Source organism: Niabella agricola (genome assembly GCF_021538615.1).
Lineage (GTDB): Bacteria > Bacteroidota > Bacteroidia > Chitinophagales > Chitinophagaceae > Niabella > Niabella agricola.
On sequence record NZ_JAJHIZ010000003.1, the window covers coordinates 4,084,567 to 4,099,013 of the forward strand.

The 14,447-nt window shown below is 47.8% G+C and carries 13 protein-coding genes; 7 read left to right on the forward strand and 6 right to left on the reverse strand.

Going from position 1 to position 14,447, the window contains the following annotated elements; translation table 11 throughout:
* Nucleotides 1-265: 265 nt before the first annotated feature.
* From LL912_RS22470 to LL912_RS22480, 3 genes are read right to left on the reverse strand one after another with little or no spacing between them, the layout of a single operon-like run.
* Complete coding sequence (locus LL912_RS22470; protein ID WP_235555860.1) at nucleotides 266-898, reverse strand: SprT-like domain-containing protein; 633 nt, start codon at nucleotides 896-898, stop codon at nucleotides 266-268.
* Nucleotides 891-1,310, reverse strand: coding sequence for a hypothetical protein (locus LL912_RS22475; RefSeq protein WP_235555861.1), 420 nt, complete (start codon nucleotides 1,308-1,310; stop codon nucleotides 891-893). Before LL912_RS22475 ends, LL912_RS22470 begins: the two co-directional genes overlap by 8 nt.
* On the reverse strand, nucleotides 1,297-1,512 hold the full coding sequence (locus LL912_RS22480) for an AtpZ/AtpI family protein (protein ID WP_235555862.1): 216 nt from the start codon (nucleotides 1,510-1,512) through the stop codon (nucleotides 1,297-1,299). Before LL912_RS22480 ends, LL912_RS22475 begins: the two co-directional genes overlap by 14 nt.
* Before the next feature lie 338 nt (nucleotides 1,513-1,850).
* Here LL912_RS22480 and LL912_RS22485 point away from each other — a divergent pair, with 338 nt between their 5' ends.
* The 3 genes from LL912_RS22485 (at nucleotide 1,851) to LL912_RS22495 (ending at nucleotide 7,277) form a co-directional block, all read left to right on the forward strand.
* Complete coding sequence (locus LL912_RS22485) at nucleotides 1,851-3,944, forward strand: glycoside hydrolase family 2 protein (protein WP_235555863.1); 2,094 nt, start codon at nucleotides 1,851-1,853, stop codon at nucleotides 3,942-3,944.
* A 93-nt stretch (nucleotides 3,945-4,037) separates the two neighbouring features.
* Nucleotides 4,038-5,543, forward strand: a complete 1,506-nt coding sequence (locus tag LL912_RS22490) for an alpha-L-fucosidase (RefSeq protein WP_235555864.1) — start codon at nucleotides 4,038-4,040, stop codon at nucleotides 5,541-5,543.
* A gap of 114 nt (nucleotides 5,544-5,657) precedes the next feature.
* Nucleotides 5,658-7,277, forward strand: a complete 1,620-nt coding sequence (locus tag LL912_RS22495; RefSeq protein ID WP_235555865.1) for a beta-N-acetylhexosaminidase — start codon at nucleotides 5,658-5,660, stop codon at nucleotides 7,275-7,277.
* A 62-nt stretch (nucleotides 7,278-7,339) separates the two neighbouring features.
* Here the strand turns inward: LL912_RS22495 and LL912_RS22500 are convergent, their stop codons facing one another.
* Nucleotides 7,340-8,011 (reverse strand): DUF1345 domain-containing protein, encoded by a 672-nt coding sequence (locus LL912_RS22500; protein WP_235555866.1) that lies wholly within the window; start codon nucleotides 8,009-8,011, stop codon nucleotides 7,340-7,342.
* A gap of 74 nt (nucleotides 8,012-8,085) precedes the next feature.
* Between LL912_RS22500 and LL912_RS22505 the strand changes: the two genes are divergently transcribed.
* The gene (locus LL912_RS22505; protein WP_235555867.1) at nucleotides 8,086-9,324 is read left to right on the forward strand and encodes an MFS transporter; all 1,239 of its coding nucleotides are present in this window, start codon (nucleotides 8,086-8,088) and stop codon (nucleotides 9,322-9,324) included.
* Between the two features lie 62 nt (nucleotides 9,325-9,386).
* On the opposite strand, the gene LL912_RS22510 is transcribed toward LL912_RS22505, so the two are convergent.
* Nucleotides 9,387-10,280 carry a LysR family transcriptional regulator gene (locus tag LL912_RS22510; protein ID WP_235555868.1) on the reverse strand — a complete coding sequence of 298 codons (894 nt, stop codon included), beginning with the start codon at nucleotides 10,278-10,280 and terminating at the stop codon, nucleotides 9,387-9,389.
* A gap of 80 nt (nucleotides 10,281-10,360) precedes the next feature.
* Here LL912_RS22510 and nhaA point away from each other — a divergent pair, with 80 nt between their 5' ends.
* The 3 genes from nhaA to LL912_RS22525 all read left to right on the forward strand — a co-directional run bounded on the left by nhaA (nucleotide 10,361) and on the right by LL912_RS22525 (nucleotide 13,602).
* On the forward strand, nucleotides 10,361-11,554 hold the full coding sequence (gene nhaA / locus LL912_RS22515; protein WP_235555869.1) for a Na+/H+ antiporter NhaA: 1,194 nt from the start codon (nucleotides 10,361-10,363) through the stop codon (nucleotides 11,552-11,554).
* 156 nt (nucleotides 11,555-11,710) lie between these two features.
* Nucleotides 11,711-12,589 (forward strand): bestrophin family protein, encoded by an 879-nt coding sequence (locus LL912_RS22520; protein WP_235555870.1) that lies wholly within the window; start codon nucleotides 11,711-11,713, stop codon nucleotides 12,587-12,589.
* A 47-nt stretch (nucleotides 12,590-12,636) separates the two neighbouring features.
* Nucleotides 12,637-13,602: a helix-turn-helix transcriptional regulator gene (locus LL912_RS22525; protein WP_235555871.1), complete on the forward strand. Its 966-nt coding sequence runs from the start codon at nucleotides 12,637-12,639 to the stop codon at nucleotides 13,600-13,602.
* A 262-nt stretch (nucleotides 13,603-13,864) separates the two neighbouring features.
* Here LL912_RS22525 and LL912_RS22530 read toward each other — a convergent pair whose 3' ends face one another.
* Nucleotides 13,865-14,353: a DinB family protein gene (locus tag LL912_RS22530; protein ID WP_235555872.1), complete on the reverse strand. Its 489-nt coding sequence runs from the start codon at nucleotides 14,351-14,353 to the stop codon at nucleotides 13,865-13,867.
* Nucleotides 14,354-14,447: the final 94 nt, after the last annotated feature.

Below are 14,447 nucleotides of genomic sequence, written 5' to 3' on the forward strand. Positions count from 1 at the left end.
TGAAAATGGAGATGCCGTTCCTGCTCCGTAAATCACCGCCGATCGATATGCTATAGACAATAGACACTAATATCTGACATCTGATGTCTGATATCTGGTATCTCATATCTCTCACCAAGCCGGAACGAAAACCAACGTCAAACCTTCCCTTCGGGAATGTAAAATAGCCAATGAGGAATATCAAATATAAAAGGGGGAGGTGTCGTTACTGTTTGGTGCCCTTTCTCCGGTTGAAATACATACCTCTGCCGGGGAACTACAAACATCAGGCTTGAAACCGCTCCGGTGCATATACCTCATACACCGGGCTGAACAAATAGAGTTTTCCGGTTTTCATTTCAAGGCACTCAAACCGCTTCGTCCGTTTCTTTCCTTTTTTAAAAATGCGCCCATCCGAGAGGGCAAACAGGGTGCCTGCCGGCAGCTCTTCTACCAGGTAATGATGCTGTTTGCGATCGTCGTACCGGTATAAAATCCGTTGCAGGCTTTCTTCTGCACAGGTAGACGCACCCGGGTTGTGCAGGGACCGTTGCAGCTCTGCCGCAATATCAGCAGGGAAGACCTTTTTCAGTAGAAACTGCGCCAGCAATTGCCCGTAGTGGTGTTTCCATTCACGGCCATGGGAGGCTACCTTATTTCCGTATTGCTCAAATGTAACCAGGTGCGCCAGTTCGTGCAGCAGGGTAATGAGGAACGCATATTTATTCAGGTTTCCGTTTACACTAATGCGGTGATGCTCCGTAGACAGCCGGTGCCGGTAATCGCCCAGCACCGAGGACCGGCTTTTAGCAATGGTCAGATGCACGTTGTAGTGATCCAGGTAGGCCAGCACTGCTTCGTAAGTATTATCGGGCAGGTATGCGGCTAACTGCCCCATCGGAACCTGTTTCTTAGGCATTGTTCTTTTTGCTGTTGAATATTTTTTTGAGGGTAGTGGTTTCAATAAGCGAATAAACAATATAGATGCCCAGGCAAATAAACAGGGCGGGCTTGTTGATACGCCCCTGCTGCGTATAAATATAGATAAAGGCTGCAATAGCACAGGCAAATAGCCGGATTACGAACCCGCTGTAAAAAGTACGTACAAATACCTGAGGATTAGGATTGTCGATGGCGTTTGCAGAACGCACCAGGTTTAGCAGGCTGATCAGGAATAACAAGAGATTCCCTGCCAGCACTACCGTGGTATCAATGTTTTGTTGTTGTAATGTGGTTTTTCCAAAAATAAAGAGGCCACTGATGATCACAAACAGGATAATCATGATCCTTACCGGGGTTTTGATGGCGGCCTTTGCATTAAACTGAGTCATTTTTTTTCCTAATGGTTTCTTTATAAAGTTGATAAAACGTAGTGCCTAAGACTAGCAAAGGTAGCAGGATTAAAAACAATGGCGAAACGCCGAGTTTTTTATCCAGCCAGATGGCGGCATAAACGGCCACGCCCAACAGCACCAGCAGCTGGGCCGTGAGCCCCAGGTATTTTAACCATGGGTTGGGATCTTTATGATTCATCGTATAAGTGTTGCTTTTTGACTCCGGTGGGGTTTGCTATGCAAATATAACACAGGATCCTGTTCTTTTCCGGTACAGCGCGTGCTGCGGATTCGCGGCTGTAGACCGCCTTTACCTGTTCCCGGGAGTGATGCCGGATTGCCAATTTTTTTATAAACCAGGACAATCGTTTGCATGCAGTGAAATATCGCAAGTAAGGTAAAAAGCAACCTGGCATACAGAGGTTTTAGAAGAGGGGAAGTTATATTTGCAGACGTTTAAGCGCCGGAACTCTTTTTTGCTACAGGGCTTCCTAAATCCTTCAGGAGAAATTTGATGTTGAGCATCTATCATAAATTATGGAAATAAAATATTATGTTCTCCCTTTTTTAAAAAGGGTGGTTTTAGGTGTGGTTATTTTTGGGAGCTGGGCGATCAATACTGTTGCCGCCCAGAACGGCAGGATGGTGATCGGCTTTAATGATAACTGGGAGTTTAAAAAGGGACCGGGTGATTTTGGAAAGGATACCAGCTATTTGAACCAGGATTGGGAAAAGATCGTAGTGCCGCATACCTATAACCGCACCGACATGCAGCTGGATAAAAATTTTTACGCGGGTGACGCTTTTTATAAAAAGAAATTCCTGGTGAAAAATGAATTAAAGGGAAAGCGGATCTTTCTGCGCTTTGAGGGCGTGGGATCTGTGGCCACTATTTATATCAATGGCCGTTACCTTACGGAGCATAAAGGAAGCTATGCGGCTTTTTCTTTTGAGATCACCAATTCCGTAAGGTATGGGGAAGAAAACCAGATCCTGGTCAAAACCAATAATGAGGCCCGTAAAGATGTGATACCGGTAAACCATTTTTTATTTCCGATTTACGGAGGCATTTACCGGCCGGTAAGCATGATTGTTACTAGCCCTGTAAATATAACCGTTACAGATTATGCATCGCCGGGTATTTACGTTACACAAAAGAATGTTTCGGCAAAAAATGCTGATATCCATGTGAAGGCAAAACTGGAGAATAAAGAAATGAAGGCGCAGCCGGTGATGCTGCAAACCATTGTAAAAGATGCTGCAGGGAAGACCGTGGTCCAGGTACGCAAAAATGTGTTGCTAAACCCCCAGGGGGCCACCTACGTAGAGCAGGTATTTCAGGTAAGCCGTCCGCACCTTTGGAATGGAATCAGGGATCCCTATCTGTATAGCCTGACCACCTCCCTGATCCGGGATGGGCAGGAACTGGACGCGGTTACCCAGCCGCTTGGCATTCGCCGGGTTGAACTTCGGGCCGGAGATGGCGTGTATCTGAATGGTGTTAAGTATCCGATGTACGGCGTTACAAGGCACCAGGATCGCTGGCAGTACGGGAATGCGCTTTCACATGAACAGCACGAAGAAGATATGAAGATCATCCGGGAAATGGGGGCCACTACCATCCGGTTGGCACATTATCAACAGGCGGAGGATATGTACGCGCTGGCCGATACAATGGGCCTTCTGATTTGGGCAGAGATTCCATTTGTAAATACAACTTCTTTGGGAGAAACAGAGAATGCCCGGCAGCAGATGACAGAACTGGTGCGCCAGAACCGGAATCATCCGTCCATCTATTTATGGGGACTGCATAATGAAGTATATTCCAAAACAGAAGATGAGCATGTGCCCGTACTTACAAGAGAACTTAATGATATTGCCAAGACCGATGATCCGGACCGTTACACGGTCGCAGTTTCCGGTTATGGTGAAATGGACCGCCCGGCTAATCTTGCCGCCGACGTGCAGGGCATGAACCGCTACTATGGCTGGTATGAAGGAAGGATCAGCGATCTGGAAAAATGGGCGTCTGGCCTGGAGACCCAGTACCCCGGTTATAAGGTGATGCTATCCGAATATGGTGCGGACGGCAATATGGACCAGGCTTCGGAAAGGCTTCCGGACCCTTCAAAAATCAATCCCGTAAACGGGCAGTTCTATCCCGAAAACTACCAGACGGAAACCCATATCCGGCAATGGGCCATCATTGAAAAGCATCCCTATATCCTGGCTTCCTACCTATGGAATACATTTGAATTTGCGGTGCCGCTGTGGAATCGGGGCGGCGTAAATGCGCGTAACCTGAAAGGACTGGTGAGCTTCGACCGCAAACGGAAAAAGGATGCCTTTTACTGGTATAAAGCCAATTGGAACCCGGAACCGATGATCTACTTAGCTAACCGGAGAGACAGCTTGCGTACACAGGCTACTACCAGCGTGCAGGCTTTTTCAAACCTGGCACAGGTACATCTTTTTGTAAATGGGAAGGAAGTAAAAGGCATCCATGGGGTAAATCAAAGACATTGGATATTTGAAAATATCGCGTTGAAGAAGGGGAACAATAAAATTGAAGCAACGGGTGTAAGCAATGGTAAAATATTAAAAGATGCCATGACGTGGATACTGCAATAGGAATTTGAAAATGCGGGAATATGGAAATATAGCGCCCGATGGCGATAGGGCGGGGATGCGGTAATTTAAAAAAGATAGGTAAAGGATCAGATAATGACAAAGATAAAAAAAACAGGCTTCATTTTTTTTGTAATGATCGTGGTTTTAAACCCGTTCGCAAACGCACAATGGACAGGTCCCAAAAGGAAACCGGATAGTTTAAGAACAATTCAATATGGTCCGATAACACCGGCGCACCGTAGCGACGCGGCTATGCAGGCATTCCGAAATTACGGCCTGGGCCAGTTTATTCACTGGGGCCTGTATGCCATCCCCGGCAACGAATGGAACGGGGTAAGTGCCAGAGGCGGGGCAGCTGCATCGGAATGGATCCGCTCCTGGGGAGGGCCAACGGCTCCGAAGGACTGGAAAAATATTTACGATAATTTATACAGGCAATTTAATCCCAAAAGGTTTGATGCAAAACGCTGGGCAAAACAGGCCAAAGAAATGGGCGCCCGTTATGTGATCTTTACAACCAAGCATCACGACGGTTTTGCGTTATGGCCTACAAAGTACTCTGATTATAGTATTGCCAAAACACCGTATAAGAAAGATATTGTTAAGCAGGTAGTTGATGCCTATACAGCAGAAGGCATTGATGTATACCTGTATTTTTCCGTGCTGGAGTGGAACAACCCGGATTATATCGGCGGTGTGCCAAAAACAGCAGATGAAAAAAAACGCTTTGACCGGTTTCTGACCTATACGCGCAACCAGCTTTTGGAACTGATCACAAACTACCCGCAGATCAAAGGACTTTGGTTCGACGGCACCTGGGACAACTCCTGGAAAAGCGCCTACGATTTTACCTATAAGCTGGAGAAAGAACTGCGCGAGAAACACCCGGGGCTGATCATTGGATCCAGATTCCGTAATGATGAATTTGGTGCGCGGCATTTCGACAGCAACGGCCGCTTGCTGGGCGATTATGAACAGGGATGGGAGCGGAAGATGCCCGGAAGTTTTGAATGGCTCGATGGAAACGATTGGGATTGTGTGATGACGATCCCCCCGAACGGTTGGGGATATATGAAAGACTGGTCAGGGATCTACACCAAGACAACCGATGACCTGTTGGATATGCTGATGCGCTGCCGTTCGATGAATGGCAATTTTGTAATCAATTTCGGACCGGACGGCAATGGGAATATGCGCCCGGAAGAAGACCGGATTGCCGCTGAAACCGGGGCCTGGATAAAGCATAACGCCCCGGCGGTATATGAAGGCCGGCATTCCGATTTTCCGGCTGGTCAATACGGCTACTTTACACAAAAGGATAGCACATTGTATCTTACGGTATTCAACCGGCCGGTAAACAACCGGGTGCGGATCACGGTTCCAAAGAATTTTAAACAGGTGCCGGTTTCGGCAATATTAGTGGAAACGGGTGGCAAGCTGGAGGTTGAGCCTGCGGATATGGGTCTGGACCTGGATAAAAATACCTATTATGATATCCGGCTGCCGTCATCTTTTCAGACTGAAAGAGCGTTTGTGATCCAGATACATCTGGGAGCGCCGGCAAAAAAAACCGGCAAATTAATGGATGCGAAAATGTGAGTTGCCACGGCATACAAAGCTGTTGCTTTTGTGCTCCTGTAACTTGGTTGTCCTATACCGCGGCACGATGACGGAATCTGCTAAAAATCCTATCTTTCAACCAAATACCCGACGATGAAAAAAGTGTATACTGCCTTGCTGTTTTTGACGATGGTTGTTTTGACGAATGCTCAAACCTCCTGTCCGGTGATTCCTGCGCCGAAGAAGGCAACCGTCTCCAACCGTTCATTTGTGCTTAATAAGTATACCCGCATCTATATCGCAACCACACTGCTGAAAGATGCTGCGGGGTATCTTCAACAGGAGCTCATCAAAAAAGAGTTGCTCCCGTTGGGTCTAACAACGCAATCTTCAGAAGCCAATACGATCCTGCTTACATTGAGTAAGGGCGCTATGGAAGTAGATGAAGGATATACGCTGCGCATTACAGACCGGGGCGTACATATTATGGGCAACTCGGTGGGAGGCGTGGTTAACGGGATTTCCAGCTTTTTACAATTGGTGCGCTCACAAAAGAGCCATAACAGTACCATTGCTATTGATGGATGGGAGATCTCCGACGGTCCCCGCTATCGCTGGCGCGGGTTTATGCTGGATGAATCGCGGCATTTTATGGGCAAGAAAAAAGTATTGCAACTGCTGGACTGGATGGCTTTTTACAAACTGAACCGGTTTCACTGGCACCTGACTGATGAACCTGCATGGCGGTTGGAGATCCGTAGGTATCCCCGGCTGACCCTGGTTGGCGGGGCCGGTAGTTTTACAGATCCCGAAGCGCCGGCCGCCTACTATACGCAGCAGGAGATTGCTGAGATCGTTCATTATGCAGGGCAGCGCAATATCACTGTAATCCCCGAGATTGATATGCCAGGGCATGCCACCGCAGCAAATCGTGCGTACCCGCAATACAGCGGCGGCGGCAATGAGCAGCATCCGGATTTTACCTTTGACCCAGGTAATGAGCATACCTATGGGTACCTGACTAATATGCTTCGTGAGGTGAATATGTTGTTCCCCTCCGGAATGATGCATCTGGGGGGCGATGAAGTGAGCTTTGGTACCGATCAGTGGCTGAAGAATGCGGGCATCCGGAGATTAATGGAACGTGAAGGCTTAAAGGATCTGAAAGCCGTAGAGCGTTATTTTATGGAGCGTATGGCCGACTCCGTATATGCAATGAATGCAAAATTGCTGGCCTGGGATGAGATGGCCGAGATCAACCTCCCCAATGACAAGACCGTGATTTTCTGGTGGCGGCACGACAAGCCGGCGCAGTTGAAAATGGCATTGGATAGGGGATATGACGTAGTGGTATGCCCGCGCCTGCCGTATTATTTCGATTTTGTTCAGGATAGCACGCATCGTATGGGCCGCAAATGGGGAAAGGGCTATAGTCCGTTGGAAGATGTTTATTCCTTTAACCTCTCTGCACTGATAGGTGCGCGGCACCAAAAACAGGTTCAGGGCATTCAGGCGAATTTATGGACAGAAACTGTTCCTGATTTTAACCGGATGGACTACCTTGTGTTTCCACGTATTGCTGCATTGGCAGAGGCGGCCTGGACAAAGGAGGAATTAAAAAATTATGCGGACTTTACCGGTCGTTTAAAAAAGCAGTTTGCACTTTACCGGGATGATGATATCTATTTTTACAACCCCTTTAATCCTTCCGAAATTCCCGAGCCGGTATATTTCAGGAAAGATAAGCGGAACCTGTCCGCCCAGGAGAATTAAGCGGTCAGTTACCAGTCATCAGCCATCGGCTTTTAACAACAGCTGAATGCTGATGACCTCACCTAATGCACCAACCCTGAAACAATATTGATGGTAAGGGCTACCAGGAAGGTATTCAAAGCGAAGGAAATCAGTCCGTGATACATGGTCACCATTCTCAGGTTTCGGGAAGTGGTATCTACATCCGAAACCTGGAAGGTACAGCCCATACAAAGCGCATAATATGCAAAGTCGCGGTAATCGGGTTGCTCATCTCCTGGAAAATGCAGGCCCCTTCCTTCGGCCCCATCCTGGTAATACAGGTGGGCGTAATGAAACGTATAAATGGTGTGCACCAGTAGCCAGGAGGCGATCATTGCGGATACCGACAGGGGTAACCACAAAAAATGACTGACATTGTTTCCTCGGGAATTGATCACAATGCTTAATACTGCACCCATGCACGCAAAGCAGGCCAATACAATAAATAAAAAAACAAAGGCCCTGCTGCCATCTTCTGCAGCAGCCTTTTTTATAATGTATTCCCGCGGCGTAGTGTAAATAACCTGCCAGCAAAGCACGAGATAGCAAATACAAAAAGCCAGCCAGCCGGCAAGAATGATCATCATAGTAGGAAGGCCGGACAGATACAATGCAGCAGCAGTAATACTGCCGGCAATAAACGATAGATAGACCCGGTCGATGGCGCGCAGTTTATGCGCAAACCCGGGTTTGAAAACATACGGATGCTGCATATTACAATTCCTGGTAGTTCAAATTTACTGGTTTATTCCTTTTTTTTACAGACCTTCGCAGCTTTTCATATCCTATGGGAATTCTGCGCGTCTATATCAATTCATTTAAAGGGCTGTCAAAAGAGGCCTGGATGCTTGCGGCGGTTATGTTGATCAACCGCTCAGGTTCCATGGTGCTGCCTTTTTTAGGTGTGTATATGACCGATCATCTTCATTTGGGTTTAAAGGAGTCGGGTGTTGTACTTAGTTTTTTTGGCATCGGATCGGTGGTGGGCTCCTGGCTGGGCGGCTATATTACAGACCGCATCGGTGAGTTCAGGGTGCAATGGGCCAGTTTGTTTTTAAGTGCACCTTTGTTTGCGGTGATCCCTTTTTTTACCACCTTGCAGGGGCTGGCGGCTATTATTTTTATCCAGAGCGTTATCAGCGAATCATTCCGGCCGGCCAACTCCGTGGCCATTACCAAGTATGCGGCACCGGAAAATCTTACCCGTGCTTTTTCACTAAACCGAATGGCGATCAACCTGGGTTTTTCCATTGGCCCCGCCCTGGGTGGTATTCTTGCAGCAGTGTCGTACAATTTTCTGTTCGCGGTAAATGCGCTGGCTGCATTGGCTGCCGGTATCGTATACGTACGTTTTTTCAGAAAACGTTCCATCCTGTTCCGTAAAAAGGAGCGGGAACGGAAAATGGCCATGAAAGAAACCGGAGGCTTAAGCGAACGGTCTGCTTACCGGGATGCGCCCTTTGTGTTGTATTCCGTGTTCTGCGGGATCTTTGCCCTGTGCTTTTTCCAGTTTTTTAATACGCTGCCTCTTTTTTACCGCGACGAAGCCGGGCTCAATCAAACAACCATTGGCTATGTGCTGGGGTATAGCGGCTTCGTGATTGTGGTGATGGAAATGCTGCTGGTAAACCTGGCCGAAAGAAAACTGACGCCGGCTGCCACGCTTTTGGTGGGCACGCTTGGCGCAGCAGCTTCTTATGCAATGCTGATCGCTGGTCATAGTATCTGGCTGATTCTTCTGTCCATCACAGTACTAAGTCTGGCAGAGATCCTGGTGCTTCCCTTTATGTCGGCTATAACTGCCCTGCGGTCCGGAAAGGGAAATAAAGGTTCTTATATGGGACTTAATGGCATGGCCGTGTCCATCTCATTTATCTTTACGCCTTTGCTTGGAACCAAGGTGGCGGAGGACTATGGCTTCAATACCTTATGGACGGGAACAGGCATCATCCTGCTGGTGGTTGCTGTGGCGCTTTATGTTTGTGTAAACCGGATAACACCCTCCAATACCCGCTCTGGCCACTGATACCGGTGCCTCCATCGTTTCACGAAGAATACGCTTCTTTACCGGCTACCTACTTCAGGTCGTTATTTAAAATTATAGTGGTTGATGAATTTCATAAAATAGTCGGGTATGGCGGCCGCACCGCTGTGCAGTTGTATAAACTGGAAATGCCGTTCAATGTCCATTCCCTGCACGTCCACAATGGCCAGTTCATTATTGTTAAGTTCACCCAATATGGTATGAATGGAGAGGAAGGAAACGGCCATGGAATTGGAAATATAGGATTTGATGCTTTCTGAACTGGCCAGTTGTATCTCGCGGTTGAGCTGCGAAAGCCGGATGCCTTTTGCCTTCAGGTGTTTGGTGATCACTTCCAGCGTTCCCGACCCTGGTTCTCTTAAAACCATCGGCAGCTGCTGTAGTTCTTTTAAGGAGATCCTTTGCTTTTTTGTAATGGGATTTTTCCCGGATGCCACCAGTACAATTTCATCTTTAATAAAGGGCGTATATTTGAACAGGCTGCTCTTGGGCTGTCCTTCGATCATTCCAAAATCGATCTCGCTTTTTTGTAATAACTGCTCGATATGTTCGGTGTTGCCGCTGGTGAGGATAACGGAAATGTCCTGAAACCGGCTTTTAAAAGCGGCTAAAGCGGGTGGCAGCAGGTATTCGGCAATGGTGGTGCTGGCTCCGATCCGCATCCTGCCTTTGTGCTGTGCGGCAAAAGAATGCAACTCCAGTTCCATTTTCCGGTAAATGCCAAAAAGCGCTTCCGTATAGCGCAGCAATACCTTTCCGGCTTCGGTCAACGAAATCCTGGAGCCGTTCCGTTCAAATAATTTGGTTTTAAAATGCTGCTCAATTTCCTGCACATGTTTGGTAGCTGCCGGCTGGGAAATAAACAACTCTTCGGCGGCGCGCGTAAAGTTCAGCCGCCGGGCCACGGTATGAAATACTTGTAATCTGAAATCGAACATCGGTCAAAGTTAGGATCGAAATGAGAAATAAGGACTGAGAAATAAGGATTTAAAAAAAGCAATCCGTAATTTTAAGGGCTATGCTGAAGCGAATCAATTTAGATACCTTTCGGAAATATGTAAACGCAAACTCAATTGGAGGCCTCATCCTGATTGGATGTGTATGCATTTCCCTGCTGATCGCCAATCTTCCGGCGGGCCGTTCTTTTGAAAACTGGCTGGGTACCTATATCGGCTGGGAGACCGGCAGTATCGGGTTGCGGTTCTCCATCCTGCATTGGATCAACGACGGGCTGATGGCGGTTTTTTTCCTGCTGGTAGGGCTGGAAATCAAAAGGGAGATGGTAGAAGGAGAGCTTTCTACGCCAAGTAAGGCCATGCTTCCGGTGATCGCCGCTTTCGGCGGAGCGATTCTGCCGGCGGTTATTTTCGTGTTGCTGAATAAGGGAACGACCACGGTTTCCGGCTGGGGTATTCCTATGGCTACGGATATTGCCTTTGCGCTTGCTGCAATCACTTTGCTGGGTAAAAAGGTGCCGGCCAGCCTGAAAGTGTTCCTGGCAGCATTGGCCATTGTAGATGACCTGATCGCCATCCTGGTGATTGCGCTGTTTTATTCTTCCGAGATTCATTTTAATTACCTCCTGTACGCCGGTGCGGTGATGATCCTGCTGATTATTTTTAACCGGCTCAATATGAAAAGACGTTGGTGCTACATGGTACCCGGACTCTTTGTCTGGTATTTTATTCATCATTCCGGAATACATGCCACCATTGCCGGTGTACTGGTTGCCATGACCCTGCCAACTACGCCGGATGCTACGGAGTCGCCGCTTGAAAAGCTGGAACATGCATTAACAAAGCCGGTGAATTTTTTTATCATACCGCTTTTTGCACTGGCCAATACGAATATCCGTTTTGAGCCGTCGATGGTAAAGGGCCTGACGGCCCCCCTGGGGATGGGGATCATCATCGGGCTAATTGCCGGGAAATGCGTGGGCATCTTTTTTTCTACCTGGGCCGGCGTTCGGCTGGGTATTGGTAAATTGCCGCGGCAGGCAGGCTGGATGCATATGATCGGATTGGGGCTGCTCGCGGGCATCGGGTTTACCATGTCGATCTTTATCAGTCTGCTTTCCTTTGATGATCCGTTGCTGGTGGCGGAGGCAAAGCTGGCAATCCTGGTGGCTTCTGTCTTTGCTGCCCTGCTGGGCTGCAGTGTTTTGCTGATGATCCACCGGAAAGGCACTCCGCTCAAGCAAAAAAAGCCATGACGAACTGGAACACGTTTGTCCAGTGAATGAGATCCGGAAAAGTGATCCGATCATTTAAGAGCATTTCACAAAAACGCGGATAGAAAAAAAGGAGGCCTTATTTTTACATCCCATTATTTACTTTTATTCATACGGATCTTTTGTTTCGCATAGGATATGACAATCTATAATTCCAAAGAATGGTTTAAATCGGTTTTTTATATTCACAGGTCGGATACGTTCCGGAAGCTGATCCCTTACCTGTTGCTGATGGCCTTATTGTCCTGGGGTATTGCCTACCTGGAGCTGGAATATCTGAAACTGTCTGAAAAAAGCTGGCTGCGAAATATTAATATGGTACATAACCTGCTGGGGTTTGCGCTGTCGCTTCTGCTCGTTTTTCGTACCAATACGGCCTACGACCGCTGGTGGGAGGCCCGCAGACAGTGGGGAACGCTTACCAATGTGTGTCGCTCGCTGGCGATTAAGCTGGATGCATTTCTGCCGGGCGAAGATAAGGGCAGCAGGCATTTCTTCCGTAAATCCATACCTCTGTTTTCACAAACCCTGTTCAGTTTTTTACGCTCGGATTATACCACGTTTATGCTGGATACGATGGAACATCCGGAGCTGGATCTGGAAAAAAAGCATGGCCCCAACCAGGTAGCTTCCCTGATCTTCCGGTATGTAACGGAACTTTACCAGGCGGGGAAGATATCGGGCGACCAGCTGATCGTACTCAACAATGAGCTGCAATCCCTAACCGATGTGGCCGGTGCCTGCGAGCGTATAAAAAATACCCCCATTCCTTATTCCTACAGTTCCTTTATCAAAAAATTTATCGTTGTTTATGTGCTAACGCTGCCAGTTGGCTTTGTGTTTTCTATGGGCTATTTTGTAATTGCTGCGGTACCTTTTGTATTTTATGTGCTGGCCTCGCTGGAATTGATCGCCGAATCTATTGAGAATCCTTTCGGTACAGATCCGGACGACCTGCCGCTGGAGCAGATGGTGCACAATATGAAAAAGCATATACAGGAGGTGTTGCGGGCCTGAACGGCAGTTCACAGATTCCGGTAAGCGTTATTTTAGAATGTATCGTTATGTCTTTTGAGCAAATGAATAAATTCGACCGCATTGTGGCCATCCTGATCCAGCTGCAGTCGAAACGTATTGTAAAAGCGCAGGACCTGGCCGACCGGTTTGGAGTAAGCCTGCGTACGATCTACCGGGATATCCGGACCCTGCAAACAGCCGGTGTACCCATTTCCAGTGAAGCGGGTATTGGTTATGAATTGGTGGAAGGATACCGGCTGCCGCCCGTGATGTTTACAAGGGAAGAAGCCTCCAGTTTTGTGGCGGCAGAAAAGTTGATGCAGAAGTTCATCGACAAGCGGCTGGGCGATCATTTTGCATCGGCCATTGCCAAGATGAAGGCAGTACTACGTATGGCTGATAAGGACTGGATTTCGAGTATCGAATCGCAGGTACAGGTGCGTACCGCCCAAAGCATTTTTAATGAAAAGGTTCCGGAGGCATTGTCGGTATTATTCGATAGCCTGGCCCAGAAAGTGCAGGTGGAGATCCGGTATAAAAAAATCGAATCCCGTACACCTGAGATCCGGAAAATAGAGCCGGTGGGTGTGTTTCATGAAAATGATTTCTGGTATATCATGGCATATTGCCATCTGCGCAAAGATTATCGGCGCTTTCGGACCGACCGGATCCAGGGTATTCTTAAAACGGAGGTGCCTTTTACAAAAGAACACCCGGAGCTAAAGGAATTTTTAAACCGGCGAAAGGAAGTGCCCCGCACCAAAGTGCGCATTGTAGTGGAGCCCAAGGTGGCGGCTTACCTGCAATGGAACCGGCATTATCACGGGTATACAGAAGAAAAAGAAACGCCCCAGGGCATTGAAATGACCTTTATGAGCAGCTACCCCGAAAGTGACTTTGCACGGTGGTTCCTGGGCTTCGGGGACCATGCAAAAATACTTGAGCCCGAATCTTTAAAGAAAACTGTTCATTCCATCGTAGAAAAGCAGTTGGAGAACCTCAAGGCGCAATAAAGAGCGCAACGCCAGGCCACGGATTCGCAAATGAAGGCTTGAAATCATCGGGATTTACCTTTCACCGTCAGGAAAATCTGCGAATCTGTGGCTGTTAAATAAATGCTGAATGCTCCGGTCATTTACTGCGTTGCACACGGAATCAACATTCCGCGAGGATGTGTATGTTGAAGGCTGTGGAACTGCAAACGAAAGCACTAACGGGTCTGCTTGTTACAGGAGCCTCTTCAGTGGATCCGCAAAAATAATAAAATGCGAGCCTTTAACGTTCCCAAAAGAAAGGCGGCTGAATACCTAATGCCCGGAGATAAACATAACCTTGTCCGCGGTGATGGATCTCATTGTCAATAAAATAAAAAATGTTCTGATAAATGGGAAACTCATACTGGCCAAAAAGATTAAACGTCTCGGAAAAGTCTTCCTCAGGAATCCGGGCAAAGTACGTGTTGATGGTTGCTGTTTCGGCATCCCACAATTTGAGCAGCGCTTCTTTGCTTTTGGGGGCAATGCCTTCCTCGCTGTAGGGCGTAGCCGCCCGGTCCACAATGGCTTTTAGTGCAGGTCCGCCAATCGACAGCAATTCGATGGCCAGGTCTGAAAAAGGACGCATACCCGCCACAGAGAACTCAAACAGTTCTTTCTCGGGGAACGCTTCAATGACCCGGCGGGTAAGGGAACGGTGCCCCTGCCAATGGTTTAATAATTGTTTTTTGCTGATAACGGTGGCTTGTGCGGTTGCTGTTGTTGTCATATTGTTTTGTTTTATAAGTCAAAGCTAGAACCCGGTGGTGACAGCCCTTTGTCAGTAGGGATGAAAATTTTTTGTTTTTGTCAGATTAAATTCT